General features: G+C 38.6%; 14 protein-coding genes. All 14 read right to left on the reverse strand.

Annotated features, from left to right (window positions below; translation table 11 throughout):
- Entirely contained in the window at positions 1–672 is a 672-nt protein-coding gene (gene lptC / locus DW103_RS04675; protein ID WP_122274491.1) for an LPS export ABC transporter periplasmic protein LptC, read from the reverse strand.
- Positions 673–674: 2 nt separating this feature from the next.
- Entirely contained in the window at positions 675–2,039 is a 1,365-nt protein-coding gene (locus tag DW103_RS04680; protein ID WP_122274492.1) for a lipopolysaccharide assembly protein LapB, read from the reverse strand.
- Between the two features lie 32 nt (positions 2,040–2,071).
- On the reverse strand, positions 2,072–3,358 hold the full coding sequence (locus tag DW103_RS04685; protein ID WP_122274493.1) for a hypothetical protein: 1,287 nt from the start codon (positions 3,356–3,358) through the stop codon (positions 2,072–2,074).
- Positions 3,345–4,064, reverse strand: a complete 720-nt coding sequence (locus DW103_RS04690; protein WP_233545607.1) for a type III pantothenate kinase — start codon at positions 4,062–4,064, stop codon at positions 3,345–3,347. Before DW103_RS04690 ends, DW103_RS04685 begins: the two co-directional genes overlap by 14 nt.
- A gap of 201 nt (positions 4,065–4,265) precedes the next feature.
- Positions 4,266–6,071, reverse strand: coding sequence for a hypothetical protein (locus DW103_RS04695; protein WP_233545601.1), 1,806 nt, complete (start codon positions 6,069–6,071; stop codon positions 4,266–4,268).
- Between the two features lie 11 nt (positions 6,072–6,082).
- A complete protein-coding gene (locus DW103_RS04700; RefSeq protein WP_233545602.1) occupies positions 6,083–8,143 on the reverse strand; it encodes a hypothetical protein in 2,061 nt (686 codons plus the stop codon).
- 127 nt (positions 8,144–8,270) lie between these two features.
- Entirely contained in the window at positions 8,271–9,356 is a 1,086-nt protein-coding gene (locus DW103_RS04705) for a DUF4959 domain-containing protein (protein WP_122274495.1), read from the reverse strand.
- Positions 9,357–9,385: 29 nt separating this feature from the next.
- Entirely contained in the window at positions 9,386–11,209 is a 1,824-nt protein-coding gene (locus DW103_RS04710) for a RagB/SusD family nutrient uptake outer membrane protein (RefSeq protein WP_122274496.1), read from the reverse strand.
- Between the two features lie 11 nt (positions 11,210–11,220).
- Complete coding sequence (locus tag DW103_RS04715) at positions 11,221–14,313, reverse strand: SusC/RagA family TonB-linked outer membrane protein (protein WP_122274497.1); 3,093 nt, start codon at positions 14,311–14,313, stop codon at positions 11,221–11,223.
- A 30-nt stretch (positions 14,314–14,343) separates the two neighbouring features.
- Positions 14,344–16,167, reverse strand: coding sequence for a RagB/SusD family nutrient uptake outer membrane protein (locus DW103_RS04720; protein ID WP_122274498.1), 1,824 nt, complete (start codon positions 16,165–16,167; stop codon positions 14,344–14,346).
- Between the two features lie 19 nt (positions 16,168–16,186).
- Positions 16,187–19,378 (reverse strand): TonB-dependent receptor, encoded by a 3,192-nt coding sequence (locus DW103_RS04725; protein WP_122274499.1) that lies wholly within the window; start codon positions 19,376–19,378, stop codon positions 16,187–16,189.
- Positions 19,379–20,332: 954 nt separating this feature from the next.
- A complete protein-coding gene (locus tag DW103_RS04730) occupies positions 20,333–21,544 on the reverse strand; it encodes a hypothetical protein (RefSeq protein ID WP_122274500.1) in 1,212 nt (403 codons plus the stop codon).
- Between the two features lie 33 nt (positions 21,545–21,577).
- The gene (locus DW103_RS04735; RefSeq protein WP_122274501.1) at positions 21,578–24,406 is read right to left on the reverse strand and encodes a hypothetical protein; all 2,829 of its coding nucleotides are present in this window, start codon (positions 24,404–24,406) and stop codon (positions 21,578–21,580) included.
- A gap of 263 nt (positions 24,407–24,669) precedes the next feature.
- On the reverse strand, positions 24,670–25,545 hold an 876-nt coding region (locus DW103_RS04740), incomplete at its 5' end, for a 6-bladed beta-propeller (RefSeq protein WP_199652967.1).

The following is a 25,545-nucleotide window of genomic DNA, read 5'->3' on the forward strand; positions in this document are numbered from 1 at the left end:
TTAATGAACTTTAGTTGTATCTATTTGCATTAGCTCCGGTTCCATCGCAGTCGTATCCGGTAAACTTAACAAAGCAGAATCCGCCGGGGCTTCATTAATAGGGAAGGCAGCTCCCGAATTATATATATTATATTCGGACATATCCTGTTTAGCATCAAAACCGTAGCCGGTCACAATTTTCTCACCATCCTCTATCCGGACATATTGATCGGAATAAATCTTTTCCTGTGCCTCATCCCAAAAGAGTAACGAAGTTTCAAGTTTCTTGCCTTCAAGGCTTTTCACTTTCACATTTCCTATCAGTTTCCAAAGACGCTTTTTTTGATAGTTGTAAGCAGTATCGGCCTTCACACTGGCTTCAGCACGGAATAATGTATCAAACTTTTCCGTATAAAAACCCTCAGGAAAATACGAATAAGGTTCTTTGGCTTTATCAAACATCAACCACACCTTTGCTTTTATACGATAGCGGGTAATACCGGAATCCGAAACGAGTGTGGATACGTCTGTAGTCTTTAATGTAAAACTAGTCTCCGGATCAAACTTCACATCCACCACTTCTTTCACATCTCCTCCGCAAGCGGTTATTAATAAAAGAGGCATAACAACTACCACAAAGATAGTTGTTATGCCTTGAATATTCGTTTTACAATGAAAACGGTTTAAAATCATAATTACTTAATTGTTACGGTCTCACCAATCCAACCACCGATTTTAAAGGTTTTACCTTTTTCCAAATCCGGATGCATAAAAATCTCCTCTGCTGTGGGAAGGTATGCACGATAAATATTTATTGACTTATTCATTTCCTCAGTCATACTAGGATCTACTTGTTTTGCTTTTTCAAATTTATCAATTGCCGCATAATAAACAGCTTTTGTCAAAACAGGATCATTCGGATAAATAGATTTAGCAGACTGAACATACATACTACCAATCAAAGAATAGGGAGCCCCATAATTGGGATTGGTCTCAATTGCTTTCAAACAATATTGCCTAGACTTAGTTAGATTTTTTTGTTCATAACATATCACTGCTATAAAATAATAATCTTCAGCCTTTGAAGCAGCATCCGTTTCCAGATTGGCGGCCTCTTCAAAATATTGCATTGCCTTATCATAATCATTATTCTTAGCTGCTTGCTTGGCAATACCTACAGCAGCATCTGCACTCGGCTCCAATTTATACGCATAACCTCCGGCAGCAAAGAAAGCTTCTATATCCTGACAACGCACACGTCTCAATAAAGCCATAATGGACTTCAATTCTGACAAATTATCCTTAGCTGCTTCAACTTTCGGGGCATACATATTCTGTAATGTTTCGCAATCAGCAGCGCCACTACCGGCAAAAGCACTCTCTATTGGAGTCTTGAAACTAGTTAAAGCTTTCAAGTCTTTTTCGTTGTTTGCTGCTTCTGCCGCTTTAATCTGAGCATCCAAAATAGCCGAACACTTCAAATAATCCTGAATATATCTTCCTTTCAGATTTGGGTCATTCTGCATTTCTTTTAAGGAAGCAAACATAAACAAGCTAACACCCAGAGCTTCCATATCATTGCCTTTTTCGTCAATGACTTCTTTCAACCAGTCATAAACGAGCTTTTCGTCCGCATTATCTCCCTTCAGTCTTAAATAATCTTGCGCTTTACGAGAGATAATCCAGTCTTTTCCGTATTTACTATCATCACCGAAATACTTCACACGTTTATCATAAACAGTCATCAAATCGTTAATGAGAGCATCCCGTTTTGCAGGATCTTTTTCATTCCCAATCAACCAATCCATAATCCTTACGCCATACAGGTAGATATCTTTATGAGCTCCCGGACATTCGTTATACGCAATTTTCCAAAACTCAACAGCATCCTTATAGTTCCCGGCTTTGGCGTATGGAACAAATAAACTAATATTGGTAATACAACGAACGCTATCTTCTCCATGACCGAATGGCGTTCCCGTATCCACACCTTTTTGTGCATAAGCTCCGAACGACATCATTGAGCATCCCAGAGCCAATAATAAAACTTTGACCTTCATATTTATTTCTATTAAAGTTAACGATTTAAAAATCAATCTAGTTTACTCTTAAAGAACCAACGCTCGTTAAACGTATAGTTCAATGTAAAACGGAAATATTGTTCGTCGATCATATTCATCTTTACTTCCGGTTTCTTTTTCACATATTCAAAAGAAACATTAATTAAAGAACGATTATCAATCAACGGCAGTCCTAAACCGACACTTAAGCCATATTCATTATAGCTTTCTCCACCGGGATTCTCCGTTGTTTGGTTCATCCGCAAATATGAATTTCCGTAATGAACGCCGGCACGGTATCTTACCCGGTTAAAGAATAATTTATTCATGTAATGAGGGATATATTCAACTCCCGCAGCTACACGCATCCGATTCTTAAAATGACCTTCTTCCCCAAAGTAAGGCATTTTTCCCCAATCTTCATAGGAAAAATCAGCTGCTAACGTTAATTTATTTTGTTTCACATATGAAAGACCGACTCCATAGGTATTCGGCAAGTCGAATGCTTTTCCACTGATTGTATCAGAAGTCAATATCTCACCGGAACCGGAAGAGGTATAAGTCTGGGTCAATTGATATGATTTTGCATTTAAGCTTTTTTTAGGAGAATAGACGAGACCAAGAGTTACACTTTCCGTTTTACCAACAGGATGGGTGTATTGGATACCGAAATCCATTTTCATATCACGAACTCTTAGTTCCTGACTACGGGACGTATTATAAGCACCTGAAGCCTCCCCGCTCATCTGAACCACTTGTTCATGTCTGATATTACCAAAAAGAAAACCAAAATTTGCACCTACCGACAAACGTTTCGGCCATAAATCAACAGATATACCGCCATAAAAATCACTCAAACCACCTGTACCATTATAAGATTCAGTATAACTCACTCCATTCTCCGAACGTAATGCCCCGAACTTATATCCGACATACGAATACGGTAACAAACCGATACTCATTGCAATACGACGGTATATCGGAAACTGCAATGCCATATACTCAACATTTCCGTTCATATCATGTTGACGGGTATTTCCATCGTCAAACCATGAAAGCTGTCCGGATACACCAAAATCAAAGAGGAATGTAAGAGAGTCCATACAACTATATGATGCAGGGTTCATCGGATTGATTTGCTTTGGCGAACGTAATCCGTAACCTATACCACCCATTGCTCGCCCTGCTCCGAACGAACGTTCACCCAAATCACCATACCCAAAACGGGTATATGGCGAATTAGTATTGTTTTGTGCCATTAAAGACAACTGTGTGAATATAAGAACGCTTGTTATTAGTAGCTTATTAATTTTCAACATTATACTCTAAGATTCTGTTTAATCCTGTCAACACTAAATTAATATCTGCAAAGATGGAGTTTTTTAACCGTCTTTCAAAATAAAACGAATGACCTCCTGTTAAAAAAACCAAAAGGTTAGGATATTTTAGCCGAAGCTTTTCAATATATCCGTCCATCTCATAGATAATCCCATTTACTACTCCAGCCTGAATAGCTGTTTCCGTATCCGTGCCAAGCCAAGGTATCTCCTCCTGCTCAGACACCAATGGCAGCTTTTTCGTAAAATAGTTCAAAGCCTTAAAACGAGTTGTCATACCGGGTGAAATATTTCCACCGATATAAACCCCGGAGGCTTCAATCAATTCGTAAGTTATTGCCGTCCCCGCATCGATTACCAATAAATCTTTTCCCGGCTGAAGGAAATTTGCTCCGACAGCTGCGGCCAAACGGTCGCGCCCCAATGTTTCGGGTGTTTTATATTGTATGGATATCGGCAAAGGTACTGTTTCATCCAGAAACACAAAATACTCCAACTTACCTCTTAAATAAGTGAGCAATTCGTCATCCTGATCTATCACCGTTGAAAAAATACCGTGTGTCAACGGATATTTTGCAAATAGAGTCGTGACTATTTTCACATCGAATTCCTTAAATACAAAAGAAGCAACCAAATGCCTCTTTTCGTATATTGCGACCTTCGATGAAGTGTTTCCTTGTTCTATTATAAGATTCACGTATCTGAAATTTTCCGCAAAGAAAAACAAAAATGACGAGATAACAGATATATCGAAGGCATAAAGTAAAAAACTTTACAAATAACTTATGTGTCTACTATTGACTAATAATAAAAAAGGACGGTACAAACTTCTAATCTCATTGAAGTCTATACCGTCCCTTTTTTCTTTTATAACCTTATCAGTCAATCATTAAAACTTTGATGTATAGACAAAGTTAAAACGTCCGCCGGGAGCAACATCTCCGTTTACGTAGAAATCCATAATATTTCCTTCGTCTTGCATGTTGTCACTCCATTTAAATTCAATATCGATAGTTGGATTCAAACCGAACAAATTCTTTTCCACTGCAATTTCTAATACATTGCCTCGAACTACAAATTTTCCTTTACCAACCGTATCCCATATCCATTTGCCTTCACGGCTTTTTTCAATAACTACATTTTTACCATCCGGACTTGTCCGATTGATTACATAATCGTAACCATTCCATCCGGTTTTCTTATCACGGTCGGTATCTATAAAAAGCATCATCCAATTCGGGTCTTTACTGGATGTTAGCTTATCGGCTGTCTCCACATAAAAATAAATATATTTATCATCATGTGTCACCTTGGCACCGACTATATCATTACGACCTGTCGTATTTTTGTAATAAGTATTATAGCGACCGGCACAATCACGGGGCTTTGTATTTCCTTTATAGGTAGAATAATAAGGTTGCACATCCTCCCAACTTCCTTTTTCCCCTAATTTTATCGTTTTGGGAGCAGATGCCGGTTCGGGTTTGGAGATGCCTTTAAACTTTCGGATATTATCCACCAATTGCATATAATACACATCTCCTTTATCACCCCAGCCTTTATTCGGTTCTATATCACGACTGCAATTCCAGTTATATTGATCGACAAAAGAAAATGGTTCTCCTGTCCAACCGTCCTTCGGTTGCCACATACCGGCTATATATTCATTCCAACCGGTTACAAAAACAAGTTCCGGTTCCAATTCGTGAACACGATCCCACTGTTCCTGAAAATTCCAACCATACAAATAACCATCTACACGGGGATCGAAACCTTTGCTGACTGTGAAGTTTCTCCCATAAGCATTCGGTAAATTGAAAGCACTGCAATGTCCTTTACTTAACGGATTTGCATTCTGGGCAACACCGACGGATACTTGCTCAAAGCCTCCTTCTGGTGTCGGAATATAGCCATGTTGCGGATACATCTCCAACCAGCTCCATTGGTCGTTTCTTTTAGGTCCGTCCACATAATCAGGCTGACCGGGGCGGAATGTAAAGAAGTCGGCAATTTCCTGATCGGTTTTATCCGCACTCAAATTGTCAGGATAGGCCATAATACAGGGTTTTCCTTTCCACATAAACCACAAATCTTTATACCGGCCAGGCTGATAAATATCATGGTAAAGCTGACGAAGCGAGACTAGAGAATTAGGGAGCGGGGCAAAGGGTAACATAAATGCTATTTTAGGAACATTTACTCCATCTTTACGCGCTTGTTCCCAAGTGGCCATCAAAGCCTCGTATGATTCTTTCCAAGTGAAACTACCGTTCGTACAATCAAAAAACACAGCATCTACACCTGCGTCAGCCAACAATTCCGCATGTTTTCGTAAAACCCAAGTATCCGTTGTCCTGTAATAACCGAACAATGGTTGTTCCCAATAAAAGAAACCAGGTTTTTTACTTCCCCATGCAGGATGGTCATACGAATACATCGCTTCCGGATATTCACGAACAATCTCTGAAATATTTTTTACCGAATAAGTCGTATCATCTACTCCCTGATGCCATGTCCAATAAAAGATTGCGACATATTTATCTTTTTTCTTATCGCCGGCATCTTTATATTCTCTCACTTTTCGCCCAAGCGCATCTGTAGCCGACCAACCATCACTCTTTACTACAGGGGTTTGAGCAGATAAAAAAGTGAGATTCAGAATTCCATAAAGAATTATTAAAATACTACTTTTCATTTCAAATATTATCATTTCTTCCAAATACAACGATAGTTAAACCTACGATTAGGAGCAGCATCACCATTTACACATAATGATATAGGATCTTTTAAATCAGACGGATTGTCCGCCCATTTAAAGTCAAACACAAAAGCATCTCCGACCAAACCTAAATTATCACGGCTGACAGATAATTCCAATTGGTTACCTTTAACACGATAAGACAGAGTATTTACAGTTCTCCAATTCCCCGTTTGTTCATCATAACGCATTAACTCTGTAGACTCGGAGTTTAACACACTTTTATTTATAATAAAATCATAACCATACCAACCCGTTGAAGAATCATTATCCGCATCTATCAACAACAACATCCAATTCGGGTCAGAATAAGGGGTCAATTTATCCATTGTCTCTACATAGAAATAAACATTATCCTTATCTACGGCTACCTTTGATAAAACAATATCATTCCGGCCTGAATTATTTACATAATGATTGCCTCCATAACCTTTATAATCACGATGAGTTACATCCCCTTTCGTATCACGATATTCTATCTTTACTTTATTCCAATCGTCAAATTTCCCATCCAAACTCATTGTCTGATAGCCTTTATTCTCGGGAATTGGGCGAACTCCTTTATAGCGACGGATATTTTGAGCCATTTGCATATAATAGTTATCCGTATAGCCACCTTTCATCGGCTGAATCGTACGATTAAATTCAGCATTATACTGGTCGACAAAATAAAATGGATTTTTTCGACCCAGAAACTCAGTCGGTCCCGGTAATTCTGAGCCTGGAGCCTTTCCTGATGTATATTTACCGGCTGTCCATTCATTCCAATCATTCAAATATAAGAATTGAGGATCATCTTTTAAGGCCTCATTCCAACGGTCTTGAAAATAAATACCGTAAGCTGTCGGATTTTCCACGGTTTTTCCTAACCACGGTACATAGGTTGGTTCAGGCATATCACGTTCATTCAATTTCGGTTCTTTTTCATCACGAGTCCAGGATTTTCCAATTATGGATATAGGATGTTGGGCTGGAGTGACAGCCGCCTGCTCTTTTTCACCCTGGTAAGTAGCAACCAACTCCGATGGATCCATTTTACAGACACGTTCGTCCCCTAAGTCATAGCCGAAACTCCAATTCCCCTCGGTTCCGACAAAACGTTCACCGGCCCATTCATAGTATCCCCACCACATCGTTCGTAATGTAAAAAAGTTTTTTACATCCTGCGTATAATCCGTATAATATTCGCTTGTATAATCGGGATCTTTATAATGAGGATGAGACGAATCGGTCAACGCCTTCGGGTCATAATGAGGATTCTGATTCTTCACACCACCGCCATTTGCATCCATTGTTGGTTTTCCATTATACAATAACAGGGGTTTGTCTCCCCAATAGAACCATAAATCTTTATATTTATTTTCTTTATACACTTTATCATATAAATCTTGTACAACCGTAATTACCGGACCGTTAAATGCCCAGAAACAGAATTGAGGAACTTTATTTCCTTCCGCCTTCATTTTCTGCATCGTTGTAAAAAGGGTCTCCCATTCATCCCAGTAACGGACCGCGTTCGTCACATCCATTACCAAGACATCCACACCAGCATCAGCCAACATCGACATATCCTTCCGAATCACATACTCATCCCGACTCAGAAAATAACCTAATTCCGGCTCTCCCCAATGATAAGAACCTTCTGTCCATGCTGGGTGATTGGCATCCAAACGAGCTTCAGGATACTGTTCCAATACTTTACTCACATCCCCCTGATAAGGCGATTTCAAATTCGCTAATCCATCTGAATGCCAAGTAATATAGAAAATACCTACCACCCTTTTTTTATCTTCTTTTACGGCTCCTACCTCATTAAAGTCCGGCATTTTCCGACCAAGAGCATCCGTTGCCACCCAAGTGTCCGGATAAACATCCCAACAAGTATCTTCCTGAATAACAGAAGTATTCATTTTTGCATTAGAACTACATCCTCCCAATCCGATAACCAAAAGAATGCTGCTAAACAATGAGAACACAACACACATACACGTTTTAAACCACTTTCCCATACAACTCCAATTAGATTTATTCATTAAACAAAACACAGACTTACAAATATAAAACAAAAGAGGGCGTTACAAAAGCTTTTTTAATAAATAACTTATGAACACCCTCTATTTATCTTACTACCAATAATTATTCAAAATGTATATTTCGGATATTAATGGTAACACCAGAATTACTACCCCAATCAAAACGAGCAAAATCACCAACATTTCCAGCCCATGAATGCGTCGCCATAGCATCAGAATAATCATATTTGAATGTTTTCCATTCTCCCGAATCATTTTTCGGAACGGTCACTGTAGTCGAACGCCCGCCAGCAGCTCCGCCTCCGGCATTACACCAGAAGAGTTCCAAATCAAATGCAGATGTAGCCTTATAACGGAAAACTAAAGTTTTTCCAGCTATTGACTGTTTTAACCCATTGCAATTGAGATACGGGTCTCCACCGGAGGTTACAAACGTATATTCATACGGATTTTCAGGATTATCCTGTGTATAGGAAACTTGGTTTGCACCGGAACCGAATGTTATGTAATCAATATCATCATAAATAACATCATCAGGATCTATAGTCGGAGTAATCATAAAGACTTTTTCTTCCGATTTACTTCCATCAGCTTGATTAACAGCATAGACAGTCAATTTAGTTTCCGTGATAAACCCTGTAATCATAGAGACTCCAGTGTTAGTTGCATCAATCGTTACTTCCTGATTTACATTATTTTTATCAGAATATGTCACAATTAAATTAACTCCGACAGCCGTTTCATTCGTCCAAGATAGTTTAGCGCCATTATTGGCGGATTCCATTTCAACTGTTCCTATTACATAATCTTTCGCTTCCTCTATACCGCGAGGTACCCCTTTTACAGTTACAGAAGATGATGATGCACCGCTATAACCATAAGATGTCAAAACAAATTCATGTTCTTCCGTATCCGTAAATCCTCCGACAATCACAGATACTTTATTTTCTGCATCAGCACCGAATTTACTAACTTTTTTACCGACCGTTTCACCTTGTGAATTCCGATACGAGATATGCGTGTAATAATAATCGGCATCAGCAGGATTCGTCCAACTCAATGTTACAGAGCCGATAAAAGGTGTACACTCCACATTACTGACAGGCTCTATGCTCCCTTTACTATCGTCATCATCGCAAGAATACATAAAAAGCGAGATGAACATCATTAATAGAATATATTTCTTCATTGTCTACTTTTTTTAAGTTATATCCTCAATTACCATCCCGGATTTTGCCAGTTAGTACCTGTATGTTTCAACATTTTGGCAACCTCTGCCTGTTTAATCGGATAGAGCAAATATTTATCAGTATTTGTTCCACGCGATGCCAGTTTGATTCGATTATAAGTAAAAGATCCATCATCTTCCTTTATAATTTTCATTCCTGTTACAAAATCATCCGTTTCATTTAAAATTTTCCAACGGCGTACATCAAAGAAACGATGTTCCTCGAAAGCCAATTCTACGCGACGTTCATTTCTGTAACGTTTTTCAAAGGCATCTTTCGACATGCCGGCCGATAACGCAGGAATTCCGGCACGAGTTCGAATTTTATTCACGGCTTCTCTGGCAGATAAAGCACCTGCTCCAACTTTAGAAGCGACCTGAACATCCGGACCGACTGCCTGATAAGCAGCCTCTGCAAAATTCAAATATAATTCAGCCAAACGGAAAACACGCATAAGGCCATCTGCATCCATCCCGATACCTGATTTATAATTATTAAATTTACGCATATAATATCCTGTACGAGTATAACGAATATCTATTACATCATCGGATATACCACAATTTCCTCCGACATAGGTTTCTACAACATCTCCATTAGGCTGATCCAGATAGCGAATTGCACCATTATAATATATAGATGCATAGAAGCGAGGGTCACGATTTTCATACGGATTTTCCGGGTCATAAGATGAAGCGGAGTTCACAATAGGTTGCAAATGTTGTGCATCCGAATATCCCAAGATAGGTTGAGTTCCGTCAATCATTTCATAACTATCAACCAATTCCTGCGAAGGTCCGGCTCCTGCTTTTTCCATTCCGTTTGTAATAGGAGTTCCTGCAAATTTCCATACATTTGTACGCCAAGATGTTGTTTCATAAATAGTCTCCTTATCCCATGAACGGCTAGGGTCCGAACGGGTTATGAAATAATAAGCATACGCATTCTGTGCAATTGTCGAATCCGGAGCCTTATCATATAACTCAAAACCATGTTGTAAACAAAGGTCAAGCGCTTCTTTCGTAATTTCAGTTGCTTTCTCCCATGTATATTTACTTGCACCGTTATTATTCCATAAAGGACTTGCCGCATATAAAGCAGTCTGAGACTTTACAGCACAAGCAAAAGCCCTAGTCAGCTTACCTCTTTCATTATCACTTATTTGCCAACGGAAACCAATAGGTTGTCCTTCTGATTCTGCCGTTTCCAATGCTTTATCACATTCTGAAATAATAAAATCAGCACATTCTTCAAAAGAAGCACGTTTATCTGCAGAAAAATCGTGATTCGTTTCGTAAGGAGTATCAATCAAAGGAACTCCCCCGTATCGTTTTATCAATTGTAAATAATAAAACGCACGTGCTACGCGAACCTCTGCAATCCAGCCATTCTTCTCTACATCCTTAAATGCATAGGTTGCCATTCCCGGATCATTGATGCAAGACAAGAAAGTATTGCAACGACGAATACCTTCAAAATAATGCGACCAAGGATCCATATAACTGGCAGTTAACGGATTATATTCAGGAGTTGTATATCCTTTATACCATTTGGAAACCGGACCATCCTGATTATCATTAGCATCTTGAGCTTCATCACAAAAAGAAGCTAAAGGCGTATTGGTTGCTTCATATGTAAATCCGACTTGAGGCATATATCCCAAACAATTGGAATAGTAGGCTGATGTTCGTTCGTAGCGACTGAAAATATCAGTCAAAGCCACACGTCCATCAGATGCAACATCCAAGTCCGCACAAGAAAAACAACCAAACGAAAAAGCTGCAACTATCAATATATTAATTAGATTCTTCATAATATCTATATTTAAAATGTTAAGCTCACCCCAATATTATACACTCTATATGGTTGGAAAGTCCCCATATTGGCAATTTCCGGATCTATATGTTTAGAGCGCATATTATCGATTGTAAACAGATTTTGTCCACTTAAAGAAAAGCGTATCTTTTCAGCAAACACTTTCTTTGAGGTATTCAAAGGCAATGTATAAGCAATCTCTGCATTCTTCAAACGCAAGTAAGAAGCATCCATAATAAAGAAGCTGTTCGGCTGATGATTGGTAGAAGCCTTCAACGACAGAGCCGGATAAGTAATTTCTTCTCCGTTATTCCAGCGTTCAGGTGTCCAGGATTTCAAATGAATATCACTGAAAACTCCTTGATATTCTGATTCATATGCGCCGATACCACTGATTGTTCTGGAGAATTTACCGACCCCTTGGAATAAAAGATTTACTTCAAAACCTTTATATTTAAATCCTCCTGAAAAACTATAATATTGTTGCGGAATTGAAGTATTCAAGATTGGAGCCTTATCCTTCTCATCAATTACTTTATCGCCATTCAAATCCTTATAAATAAAATCACCGACACGAGGAGTACCAAAAGCATAAGTCAATCCACTGTTTTCAAGTTCTTCTTTGAAATTAAACATACCATTTCCGTTGCTATAATCAATTAAATACCCCCATTGCTGACCATAACTGAATCCTTCCGTACGATATGGATAAGCATATTCATTTGAATAGGGAGATTCATTTATACTTATAACTTTATTTTTATTATAGCTAAATGCACCACCTACATAAAAAGACCAATCTTCATTTATCTTTTTATCATACATCGCTTCAATTTCAAAACCATGATTTTCCATCTTCCCGGTATTTGTTTTTGGATAATTACCCAGAGCGGTTCCCTGATATTCAGGCACCAACCCCGCACTACCCACTAACATATTGTCGCATAAAGACTTATACCAGTCAAACGATACAGTCAATTCATTAAACAGGCCTAAATCAAAACCATAATTTTGCTTTTTCATCTTTTCTGCGCTTAACTCAGGATTTCCTTTTAACCCTTCGTTTCCATTCACATCTATATAATCCAAATACAAAAATCGAGCGTCTCCAAACTGGTCGTTAGCCGTAATACCATACGATGCTCTCAATTTCAAATTACTCAACCAAGTCAGATTATTCATAAATGCCTCATCCGAAACAATCCAAGCACCAGAAATAGCTGGAGTGGCTATATATCGATGGTCAGGGTGAAATTGTTCCGAACCCGAATAACCTAAATCAGCCTTCACAAAATAACGATCTTTATAACCATATGTTGCCGTAACTCCCAAACTCTCACGCTTGTACGGCAGCATACCGGAACCGGATGTCACCTCTTTTTCTTGTTGCAAATAGAAAATATACCCCATTGCATTAATACTATGCTCCCCAAAGGTCCGTTTATAATCCACATTTGCATAAAGATTCAAATTATAATAGAATGACGAACTCTTCCCATACGAAAGAGTCGTATTACTATCTGAACCCAATAACTCAAAATCCAATTTTGATAAATCTTTTGACCGGACATAACGTTCAAAATTCTGAGTTGTGCTAGTTGTATTCACCGAATTGGTCTGATAGGCCATTACCCCGCTTAAAGAAAGTCCTCTTGTCAGGAACCCCATATCCAAAGTCAAACCGGCCTGTGCATTAATATTTGCAACAACAGACTGAATATAACCCGAACGATTCAACATCCCATATACAGGGGTTTTCTCATTATCATGCGTTATAACTTGGTTTCCATTACTGATTCCTTCTCCGGACGGAGTTAACGGACCATACATAGTCGGAGGCAAGTTGAATATATGATTATAAATTGTTTCATTACCATAACCGGCAGTCTTTTCTGTTTTAATATTACCGGCCAACCGCATAAAACCACTTAAATAATTATTAATTTTCAAATCAATATTTGAACGGAAATTAAACCAGTTATTCATGGGAGTCGGATTATATTTCGAACCACTCTCGTTAGCCGTCTTAAACGGTAACTGCTGGTGCATATAATTCACATTCGAAAAATAGCGTACTTTTTCAGTTCCTCCTGTTACATTAACCCCCACCCGTGACATCAATGTTAAGGGACGTATGAACATATTATACCAGTTGTTATTCGGATACATTTCATTACCTCCTGCCCGGTATTGTTCTACAGCTTCTTTCGAAAATTGTGAATAAGCCCCCAAACCATCATTATAACCGGCTTGGTTTCTCATTTCAGCATAATCAGCAGAATTGACAAATAAGGGTTCTTTAGTCATTTGTTGAAATGACTGATCAAAATTCACATCTACTTTTGTTTTACCGACATACCCTTGTTTTGTCTTAATAGAAATTACTCCATTAGCACCCTGAATACCATAAATGGCCGTTGTCGCCGCATCTTTCAATATAGTAATCGATTCTATTTCTTTGGCTGTAATGTACGTATAATTCGTATTCGGAGAAATTATACCATCTACAATTACCAACGGCTCCCGTCCATTAACTGTCGAAAGTCCACGAATCAATTGTGTTACTCCTGTTGATGACGAACTTAATGCACCGCGAGATAATTCCGAATTTGTTTCAATTGTAGTCAATCCCGTAAACCGACCGGCAAATGTTTTAGTCAAATTCGCTTCCGGCGACTTATCCAAATCTGAACCTAATGCTCTCGAAACAGCCCCGGTAACAGCCTTTCTCGGTAAAGACATATAGCCTAAATCTATCATCTCATCCATTTTCTCCACATCATAGGACAGCTGAATAGGTTCCATGTCTTCTATATTTGCAATCGACACCTTTTTGCTATCATATCCGATATACGAAACTGTAATATACTGACTTCCGTCTTTTATATTAATTTCATACGTACCATCAATCTTTGTCAGATACTCGCATTTCCCGTTTTCCGACTTCAGAAGAGCACCGGAAATCGGTTTTCCGAACTCATCAATCACAACCCCTTTTAATTGAAAAGAGGGATTCGCATTCTGTGCCAAACTCAATACTCCTGGAGAACTCAAGCAAGCACAAATTGCCAATATGGATATTTTATTTTTTATGTAGCTCATAATTAGATTCTTTTCATGTTATACAGAATATTACCATCCCGGATTTTGCCAGGGAAGACCAGTTGTTGATTCCAAACGAGATACTTCATCCAGAGGCAATGGCAATAACAAATCTCTATTCTGATATCCGCCACGAGGATTCGAGGTTATGTTATATCGTTGATAGCTAAATGAGCCATCATTGTTTTTAGTAATTCTCATCCCAGTCAACCATTGACAAGTCTCATTCAGATTTCCCTCCGGCTTTTGCCAACGACGTAAATCAAAGTATCGAACCTCTTCCCAAGCTAACTCTACGCGTCGTTCATTATGGACACGTAAAATCATCTCTTCTTTTGATAAACCTGCCGGTAAAGCGGGCATTTTCACACGAGCTCTTATCTCATCCACCGCAGCTTTTGCTTCAGCCAAATGCCCTGCCTCGGCTGCTGCTTCGGCATAATTCAGGATAATTTCACCCAATCGGAAGAATTTCCAATTCGAATTATTAATCGGATTCGTATTACTGGCCTGAGGAGTAACTAATTTCCGATGATAATAGCCCGTACGACTAAACCATCTTTCCGATGGATCCAAAACAATTCCATGTCTTCCTCCGACATACGTTTCAACTTTAAAGACCTCTCCATTATTCCAAATTAAAGAATCTCCATTACATAAAACGCTGGCAGTCAAACGCGGATCACGATTTTTATATGGATTCTCAGGATCATACATTTTATTATTCGGATTATAATTAGGCTGCAGATGTTTCTCATCCAAATAAGGTTTAGCCAAATTCAATATAGGCTGGCCATCTGTTGTCTCAAAAGCATCGACTAATTCTTGAGTCGGGCATGTTCCACATTTATAGGTTCCATCCATACCACTACCGATATACCCGACATGCCAAACAAAGACACTACCGGACCGATGCTGCCAAATTGTTTCTTTATCACGTGGTTCTGCCGAATAATCTGCGCTCTGACAAGCTAACTGATGAAATGCCGCAGCATCATATGTCCCGAACGTAGAAGGATTGGTACATGTAGTAAACAACTCATATCCATTCTTTTTTAATTCTTCCACAGCCTTTTTATTCATTTGATAGGCTTCTTCCCAATAATCCTTACCTTCGTTAAATAACGGACTTGCAGCAAACAGCATCATTTTCGATTTAATTGCCCAAGCCAATGCTTTTGTAGCCCGCAAAGCTTCGTCATCTGTTGTAATACGCCAGGGAAGTTCCGAGGAACTAATAGCAGCATCACAATCTTCCGCAATAAATTTAACGACGTCATACACAGATTCACGTTTCAACGTAGAAAAATCAGCATCAAACGACACCGTTTTATCGAGAATAGGAACTTTTCCAAACCACTTAATCAATTCCGAATAGAAATATGCACGCAAAACATGCGCTTCAGCAGTAAAACGAGCACGTTCCGCTTCATCATTAACGGCAGCTGTTCCTATATTTTCCAAAAATTGATTACACAAACGTATTTGTTGCCAATATCTGGTCCAATAAGCATTATTAGAAGACCCATGTCCATCATTCATGTCCCTTATCGGATGAGAAGAGGCCGATGCATTCCCTTTATACATTTGATCCACACTTGTACCCTGTACTTCTTCCGACGACCATCCTTCATCACTACAAGCGGTCAATAATGGATCGAAAAACCAATAAACATATCCTTTTTGAGGAATATTATTATAACAGGCATTCAACAAAGCACCAACCTTATCAGGATCAGAGTACACTTCTTCCATTGAAAGTGTTCCGTCGGGAGCAATATCCAATACATCCGAACAAGAATTCAATGTCCCTAGCGCAACAATTGAAGAGATTAAGAAATATGTTAGTTTCATATAATTGTCCTTTTAATGATTAAAATGTCACATTAATACCAAAATTCACCATCTTAGTAATCGGATAATTAAGCTCTGCACTTTGTTCCGGGTCAATAGCATCTGTTTTCATGGCTTTCCATGTTAACAGGTTATTCCCGTTCACATAAATTCGTGTACTATTAATTCCGACTTTTTTCAAAAGAGTCTTAGGTAACGTATAACCCAGTTCCACATTTTTCAAACGTAAAAAAGAGCGATCCATAATAAAGAAATCGTTTGCTTTCTGACTAGTTCCGGGAGAAGAGGCCAAAGCCGGATACTTAATTTCCTCACCATTAGCATAACGTTCGGCAGTCCAAGCCTGTAAATGATAATCACTATAGAAACCGACCAATCCGAATTCTGTAGCCCCCCAGCCGCTATATAAGCGGGAAGCTTTCGCTATACCGGAAAATAAGAATGAAAAATCAAAATCTTTCCAATTCAAAGTACCGGAAAAACCATAGGTAATACGGGGGACATCACTATATTTAATCGGAGCCATATCCTTCTCATTGATAACACCATCTTCATTCACATCGACATAAACGAAATCACCCAAACGAGGAGTTCCTCCAACTTGGTATGTATTCAATGCTTTATCCAGTTCCTCTTGTGTATTGATATAGCCATTACCATTACTATAATCTATTTTATATCCAAAACATTGTCCGATACTATAGCCTGTATTTCTATATTGGTAAGCATAATCTTCAGTTTTTTTAGCCTCATCCATGAAACGTTGAGTATTCTTATTATATGCGAAGTTCCCTTTCACGGTAAAAGACCAATCTGAATTCAATCGTTTATTATAAGTGGCTTCCATTTCATACCCATGATTATCGATAATCCCCATATTCACTTTTGGAAGATTTTCTAAGGCAACTCCCTGAAGTTCAGGAACCGTACCACGAGATATCAAAACACCTTCTCGCTTTTCCTTAAAATAATCGAATGTCACAGAAAATTCCTTAAGAAACTGAATATCTACTCCATAATTTTGCTTATAAGCAATCTCCCAACTCAAATCCGTATTTCCAAGTTTTCCTTGTGAAATATATTTTCCGCGTCCTAAAGAAGGGATAACCCCTGCATCACCTAAAGAGATACTGCTCAAATACAAGAAACGCGTACTTCCAAATTTATCATTACCTACTTTACCATATGATGCACGTAATTTTAAATTGGAAATGACTTTATTTTCCTTCATGAAATCTTCATTACTGACAACCCAACCTGCAGAAAAAGCAGGGAAAAAGCCAAAACGATGTCCTTTTGCAAATTGTTCGGAACCGTTATAGCCAATATTAACTTCCCCCAAGTAACGCGAATCATAAGCATATGTAGCACGGGCAGAAACGCCTAACAAATTATAAGGCAAATCTGCCTCATACTTCTGCCAATTATCACGTTGAACTAAGGCCATACCTGTTATATCATGCAGACCGAATTTCCGGGCATAATTTAAAGAATATTGCATATTCATATAATAATTGGTAGCCATTGATTTAGAAAGAGAAATCGCATCATTCTGATTGACTCTTACTTCCGTATAATAAGATTGTTCATCCGGAGTTCTGGCAACCGATACACCATAAGCATCATACGAACGTACCCCTTGTAAGGTTGTTTGAGCTTTCGAATCAAAAGAAATCATAAATTTCGTACTGAGTCCTTTTGTTATAAAGTCCAATCCCCAATCCAATATTAAAGATGAATTCAAATTGGTATTAGTCTGTTGCTGGTACCCTCTACGGTTTACTTCACCGTAAGTATTACGGTCCTGACCCGACTGATTAATTACCTGACCGGCAGGAACAACTTTACCTTCCGGAGTTGTATATCCCTCAGCTGTCAATGGTCCCGGGTCTGTAGGAGGTGTAGCCCAGATATAAGCTCTCATATTCTGTATCATTCCTGCTACACTATTTTCAAAAAGGTCTCTTGTTTGTGGCGTATTCACCTTTTCAAGATATGAAGCCAAATTCAAGGATAATTTTAAATTGGAAGCTACTTTATAATCCAAATTCGCACGAAAATTATAACGATTGGTTTTATAACTCGGATCATACCCCAAATCTTTTTCTGACTCTGTACGGAATTGACCACCTTGTCCCAAATAAGCAGCATTCATAAAATAGCTTAATTTGTCCGTACCACCGCTCATATTCACATTAATACGAGTCTGAGGAGCCCAATTCTTGAAAAAATCCCCATACACATCTCTATCCGGATAAAAGACAGGATCCTTTCCACTTTTATACATATCAATCATGTAATCGGTATAAGGCAAGTCATCACCGGAATAACCATCGTTCCGAAATGCTTGATTACGCAATTCGGCAAATTCCCAGGAATGAATGCGATCGGCACTTGCCGTAAATTGCTGCAAACTGTAATCCGCAGAAATACTTAATTCGGTTTTTCCTACTTCACCACGCCGTGTAGTAATCATAATAACACCATTTGCCCCACGAACACCGAACACAGCCGTAGCGGAAGCATCTTTCAAAATGGATACGGAAGCAATCTCATTGGGGTCCAAGGTAGAAATATTATCACGTGGTACACCATCTATCAAAATCAAGGGATTTGTTCCGTTTGTAGTACTCGCTCCACGTAAATAGAGCGTTACATCATCACCACCCGGCTGTCCGGATGTTTGCAAAGCAGTCAAACCCGGCAAGCGTCCTGCCAATGCAGTTGACAGGTTCGCGGCAGAACTTTGTTTCAATTCTTTTGTCTGAATAGCTGCGACAGCACCGGTTACGGAAACCTTCTTTTGAGAACCATAACCTACCACCACCACTTCCTCTAGCGTTTCCATATCTTCCAGTAAAGTTATGGACAATGATTTTTGATTCCCCACTTTTATTGTCTGTGTCACAAATCCGACATAAGATACATGCAACACTGACTGCGGAGTTACTTGAATGGAAAATTTACCATCGGCATCGGTAATTGTTCCATTTGTAGTATTTTCCATGATATTTACACCGATAAGCGGAAGTCCGTCTTTATCCAAAACAACTCCTGTTAATTGCGATGTTTGTTGCTGAACTCCTGTCTTTGCCTGACCTTCCGGTATATGATAAGAATTTTCCGAATGCCCATAGAGCGGAGTTAACAACAATGAGGTGATTAGCAAAGCTGATTTACCTCCCAATTTTGTTAATTTGACATTTTTCATAAAGATTAGCTTATTGTATATTATAGCAAGCAAGCTTGATAATAAAACATATACACAATTTCTATGTGTATTTAAGAGATTTATAAGTATCTTCACTTTATGCCAAAGAAAATACTTATTTCCGGACCAATTCTATCTTATTTACAATTCCACTTATTATTCCACATGTTAATACCTTAAACATAGACAAGCCTTCTTTTTGCTCAAGTAGAACAATAAATGTTAATATTATTGTTTCAAAAGAATAAATAACCAACAGATATCCTATTTCTAATCAGAAGGGAATTTCAATAGCAACAAAAAAACACCTTTTACAACATTATTCGCCAAGCGTCAATATTGTATAAATAAATATTTTTTTATAAATTATAAGAAATAGGAAGTGAATTCAAACAAAGAGAACTATTTTATCCTGTTTCTCTCGTTTTTACATTAAGGGAAGATTTACAAAGCCTAATTAATATTGTGTTTCTCAACAGTAATAACCACACATAAGATTCTACTATAGAAAATCCTGATTGACAGATATATCTGTCAATCAAACAGCTTATAAGCTGTTTTTTGCCTTTTGTTTCAATGCTTCTCATTTGTTTCGCATGGTATATGTTTTCAGTAACATCAAAATTACAGCGTATTTTTTTACTTAATATTTAAAAAATGATTTTTCTAGTTTCATTTTTGATAAAACAGAACAAGCTCTATGATATTTTTATAAACAGAAGCAATCAAAGAACTTAATTTTAACAAAAAAGCGAAGGTGTTATTTATACTTGGAGCCTAATCACTGTAACTCTACATACAGACAGAATAATTTTCAGCAACATTTAACCAGCACAGTTCTACTACTCATAACAGCAGAATCGAAAAACCTCAATAACATTATTGAAATCAAAAAAGTGCTTCCTTCCATATCCATAAGCAGGAATCGTTCATTTAAACAACTTATTGTATTTTTTATTTCTCTAATAAATAAAGAACGATATCTCCTGGTGATACTGTTAAAGTTGCCGTATATGCATCCGCCGGAACAAGAGTTCCATCTTTTAGTACGCGTTTTACGGAAGAATCTGCGTAAAACGTAAGTTCCATCGCGTCAACTAAACTCCTGTTTACAATGGCAAGATATTTTTTCCCTGCATTTTCAAACAATGAAACAATAGCACCATTTCCGTGTGTATCCAGTACTCTTACTTTCTCCGGAAGGAGAGTCAGACGTTTCGTTCCTCTTGGTATAGTTGTTCCCGTATGTCTGACAGATAAAATTTTTGCTCCCAAAAAGACTCCGGCAATCGATTTAATTTCAGCATTCATCTCTTTTACTAAATCATATATTTCCGTTCGTTTACCATCCAAACCGATTGGTCCATGCTGATAATCAAAAAAAGAATCTCCGGCAGGTGTCCAATAAGTAAAATACTGCAATCCCTGGGCTCCATAAACCAAATCACTATATAGCTGTAACCGCAAAGCTGCTCGTGTCGGAATTGGATACGGTCCATGTTTGGTCGCAAGGGCAAAGGCCCAGAAATCTTTACCGGCCTTCCGGGCTTCATCCGAGAATTCTTCCAGATTTTCATACCATTCGGCTTTCAGTACATTATCTCCTAACACCGGATAATGATCAAAAGAAAGGAAAGGCAAAGATACTTCTTTATCAAAACGGGAAACATACTCACGATAATTCTGAACTCCCAAAGCTTTCAAATGCTCTGCACCTCCTGTTGGAAATAGATTCAGATAACAATATTTCTTATTATCCACGGATTGTATCTTTCTTGCCCATTCTCCCAAAGCCGGAAAATCGGCAACAACCGGTTCGTCACGCAGAAAATAACCTGCAACAGCCGGGTGCTTCATAAATCGCCGAACTGTTTTTTCTGGCTCATCCCGTAGTTCAGGGCAACTTATAATTAATTGTACACCAGCTTTCAGTGCTGCATCAAGTGCTTTCTCCACCTCTTCCTGATTTGAATACCCGCTGAAGTTTACCGTAAATCCAGCATCTTTCAACTCCTTGAAACGTTCAACTGTAGCTTCACCTGCCGGAACACCATACCAAGCCACAACCGGTATCTGTGCCGATAAACTTAATTTTTCTTGTGCTTGCCCCCATACTGAAAGAAAAGACAGCAAACACACTATTTTTATGACAAAAAAACGTTTCATACTCTTTTTATTTATTCGACCCTTAAACTACAATTATTTCATTTTGATATCCAGCCTTTTTCCGGAATAAGCCGGAGCGATATCTAGAATAAGCTGGTGATTGACCAATGAAGATGATATTTTCTTACCGTTGAAACGGACATCCGCCTTTTTCACGGAAGCAGGAAGGGGTATACTCACTTTACCTTTCCCGGATACATACATCTGATAATGAGACATATCATCATTCACCGGAGAGAATGTCAAATTAACCGGCGTGTCGGCAAATTCATAATGGATGCCGTCGAGGACAATATCCTTACATTGCTGCCCCGAAAATGCGACCAACTGTTCACCATCTACGCGAAAACCTAAAGACAAACGCCCGGTATACGACACTTCATGTCCATTAATCTTAGCCTGTTTCAAGTCTATCTGGTCTGAAGGCAGGGGGTTATTCTGCAAAATTTTCGCATCCTCCTCCTGATTTCGGGAAAAACCACCCGGCCAGTTTTCCACATGCGTACGATAGTGAGATACAACCATTGTCGTTGAATTCGGGAAAGATGATACGAAATAATCACCTGTTCTCGAAAGATAAGAAGGATTATCATTTTCCATGAATTTACCGGTAGCAGGATAAGCGCCACAAGCATTTAAAATCTCAAACAATGTACGGGTTTCATACCCCAAGCTACTCGATTGATCATCTCGCGGACGGAACCCGCAGTAGCAAGCAATCCCACCGTTCGGATATTCAACCATTGTACCTAATGTCCGGCCTTCCGAACTTGCTACGACTTTCGCATTCGAAGCGGCTGTTACCGGATAAATACGGTCAACAAGAAAATCCGTCAGAATTGTCTGTTCCGGCACTTGGGATAAACTCCCCGAGAAATTGATTTTTTTCCCGGAAGCTATTTCGCCCATAAAACAGTCATGTTTATATTGAGTACCAAACAACTTTTGCCACTGCCCGACGCAACTAGCACCACTTTTGTCAATCAACGGAGGAGCACTGAACCAAACTACTTTACCACCGGCATTGACAAAACGTTCCATCATATCCAGCAATCCCTTTTCGGGCAAAGGTTCGAACATCACAACCAATGTCCCATACTTTTTCTCTGCAACCTGGATATGCCCGTCCGATTTTACAGAACCCATTTCCAGTAATTTGTCAGCAGTCAGATAATTAGCATATCCATATTGAGTCATCCAGCTTCCAAAACGAGGTTCTACAGCAACAAGATTCATCGGATAGAGCACCAAGACATCCACATCGCGATGAACGTTTCCTGTAATCAGACGAATCGGTTCACTGGGGCTGGCTCCATACGCATAATTTACAGCCATTTTACGTTCCAGGGCCTTATCCGGCATCCCCCAGGCAGCTGCATAAGCATTCGGATATTTATTAATAACACCGATAGATGCTCCCATTGCCGCCCCATAATAGTCGCGATCGCTCCAACCACCTTCGGCAAAATCGTTTCCGGTAGGTTGCAAATATTCGCTCCATTTGAAATAATCGTAGCAAGCAGCAGATGCCTGATGCACCGTATTCCCCCAAATAAAATTGGATGTATATTCATATTGATAGCGGCTGGCGTGCAATTTTTCACAGTTCCACAAATCAATCGTAGGACTCTGTGCCCATGAAGCGTGTGCACTTGTAGGTAATTCACGGCCAAACAATTTTTCGCCATATTCTTTCGCCCCTTTAAACAAATCGACAACATCATCATTCAGCATCCGGTAATAACGGTCACGCAACAAAAAAGTACGATGAATGGCCTCCGGAGTATCCCCCAAAACATACTGGACATTCACGACTGCATCGGCGGTAGGACGAAAAACAGGAGCACCATAAACAAAATAAAGCATATAACGGTCATCAAAAGGCTGATGATACTTTTCACTATAGCGACGTGCCATCGTTTCAGTCAGATAACGTTCGGCGAACTGCCCTTCTTCATGGTGTCCGAAATAAAACCAGTCCTGCTGAATATGCATCTCGTCCGAATACAAAGAAGTCAGATTTACTTTCTTATCATGATATTTCTTCAGTAAGTTTTTCAGAAAATCAGGAGCTTTCGGATCGAAGTAATCCATTTCTTGCGATTCATATTCCAACATAACCATCACCCGGTCAGAACCAAGACATTGTTTGTCATCACTATAAATACGTAGTAAATTCATAGGAATCACCCCTTGGGTATTTCCTATTGAATCTATAATCTCATATTTAACGTTATTCAATAACACGATATCATCAGGATTTACAGCCAGCATCGATGTAGACACTCTCTTTTCTTTAAAAGCATAAGCTTTCACACCTTTTAGTTTTACAGGAGTCTGCCCTTTATTATTAGTCCAAAGAAGTTGTTGCCAGATTTGCAAACTGAATTGTCCGGTACGGGGATTTCTCGGACCGACTTTGTAGGCTAACCAGCGTCCGCTGTTTCCTGTCTGATTTTTATAAGCTTGTCCCAACTCCAACGGACTTAGTAAACTCAAACAAAGCCCCATACCTTGTTTAGAGACAAAATCACTGACAATTTTCATTTTATCGACATATTCGTCCATATCCGGCGTTAGCTTACGCTCAGTATTCTTGTCGGTACGATACTGGCGGAAGAATTCATCAAACGCCACAATCAGCTCTTTCGAGCCATAACTTTTCCCACGGTTACAAACATCACGAAGACTTTCCATACGGGAATCGTATCCCAACGAATTATCAATCTTTTTATCCGGATCTGTTAGATCATTTAACTGTTGGTCACTTGTCAGAATAATCGTTTGTGCTTCTACAGGACTTGTAGCTACCACAACACTTATCAATAAACCTAAAGTCAATTTTATAATCGCGCCTCTCATAATCCCTAAATTTAAGTAATCTAAATATTATGCAGCAAAAGTAAAACACCTCTAAGCTAATCAATTCACAAATCTGATATTTAAACCTACAATATTGACACAGGGAACATTTTTTGTGTCACTTTTCATCCGATACCCCTTTCCTCTTCTATCACCACGCAAAAAACTTTATATGTAACCACCTTATTTCAAAGACCCTTTTATTCGTTCATATAAAAACAAGCTTATTCATATCAACATTCACTTTAATACAACATTACCCATCACCTGCTTTTCTTCAGGTGTACTACGATTAAAACAGGATTATCATCATTCTTCAAATTATCTGCCAACTCTATCAAGCGGGAAGACAATTTTCCGGAAGAACGATGCTCCTCCACATAATCTTTCAATTCGTAGGCCCACATTGTTGAAATCAGCTTTTCTTCAAATGCCCCGTAAGTAGGAAAGAATTTTGGACCATTATGAAAATCATCTATCAGTCTAGCCTCTTTTATATTAGTAAGTTTCTTTGTTTGTTTGTCATAAATAGCAAGCTGCAATTTTTGAGGTGACAAATTTCGAGTTTCTGCAAAATAATAATTCTTATAATAAAAGAAAAACAAGTAATGGTCCGATTCATAGACATTCGAAACTGCTATCTTCCCATCTGTTTTTGTTATCAATTCAGAACTGTTTATCACTGAACGATTGCGAAGTGCCTCACGCATTAAGGGAGCTAACTTATATAAGGTTATTTCATTCGGCAGTTTATACTCTCCCAAATCTATAATCCATTCGGGTGACAACCCATTCGATGACACACTAAAAACAGTATCATTATAAAAATTATAAAACAGAGTTTTATTTTTATATTCCGAAAAAAATCTGAATATCGGATTCCAAGCAATACCACCAACTTTTATGTTTCCATTCTCCACTACTCGAGCGACATGATTAACTTTAAAATCATTATTCACCCAAATCAAGCTATCCGGGTATTGATATAAAACAATTGAGTTTTCTGCTAAAGAAGCTTCAGCTCTTCTAAAAAGACTATATACTCTGGAAGAATCCAGAGCTGAACGTAAAAGGTATGTAGAAACTTCTTTTCCTGTGTACTTTCCATTTCTATCATATTCGATTATCTTATTTCCAAC

The sequence above is a fragment of the Parabacteroides sp. AM08-6 genome, assembly GCF_003473295.1.
GTDB lineage: Bacteria > Bacteroidota > Bacteroidia > Bacteroidales > Tannerellaceae > Parabacteroides.

What these genes read in the sequence shown, in the direction of transcription:
- lptC (WP_122274491.1), bottom strand. Translation starts at nt 672, where the DNA reads ATGATTTTAAACCGTTTTCATTGTAAAACGAATATTCAAGGCATAACA.
- DW103_RS04680 (WP_122274492.1), bottom strand. Translation starts at nt 2,039, where the DNA reads ATGAAGGTCAAAGTTTTATTATTGGCTCTGGGATGCTCAATGATGTCG.
- DW103_RS04685 (WP_122274493.1), bottom strand. Translation starts at nt 3,358, where the DNA reads ATGTTGAAAATTAATAAGCTACTAATAACAAGCGTTCTTATATTCACA.
- DW103_RS04695 (WP_233545601.1), bottom strand. Translation starts at nt 6,071, where the DNA reads ATGAAAAGTAGTATTTTAATAATTCTTTATGGAATTCTGAATCTCACT.
- DW103_RS04700 (WP_233545602.1), bottom strand. Translation starts at nt 8,143, where the DNA reads ATGGGAAAGTGGTTTAAAACGTGTATGTGTGTTGTGTTCTCATTGTTT.
- DW103_RS04705 (WP_122274495.1), bottom strand. Translation starts at nt 9,356, where the DNA reads ATGAAGAAATATATTCTATTAATGATGTTCATCTCGCTTTTTATGTAT.
- DW103_RS04710 (WP_122274496.1), bottom strand. Translation starts at nt 11,209, where the DNA reads ATGAAGAATCTAATTAATATATTGATAGTTGCAGCTTTTTCGTTTGGT.
- DW103_RS04715 (WP_122274497.1), bottom strand. Translation starts at nt 14,313, where the DNA reads ATGAGCTACATAAAAAATAAAATATCCATATTGGCAATTTGTGCTTGC.
- DW103_RS04720 (WP_122274498.1), bottom strand. Translation starts at nt 16,167, where the DNA reads ATGAAACTAACATATTTCTTAATCTCTTCAATTGTTGCGCTAGGGACA.
- DW103_RS04725 (WP_122274499.1), bottom strand. Translation starts at nt 19,378, where the DNA reads ATGAAAAATGTCAAATTAACAAAATTGGGAGGTAAATCAGCTTTGCTA.
- DW103_RS04730 (WP_122274500.1), bottom strand. Translation starts at nt 21,544, where the DNA reads ATGAAACGTTTTTTTGTCATAAAAATAGTGTGTTTGCTGTCTTTTCTT.
- DW103_RS04735 (WP_122274501.1), bottom strand. Translation starts at nt 24,406, where the DNA reads ATGAGAGGCGCGATTATAAAATTGACTTTAGGTTTATTGATAAGTGTT.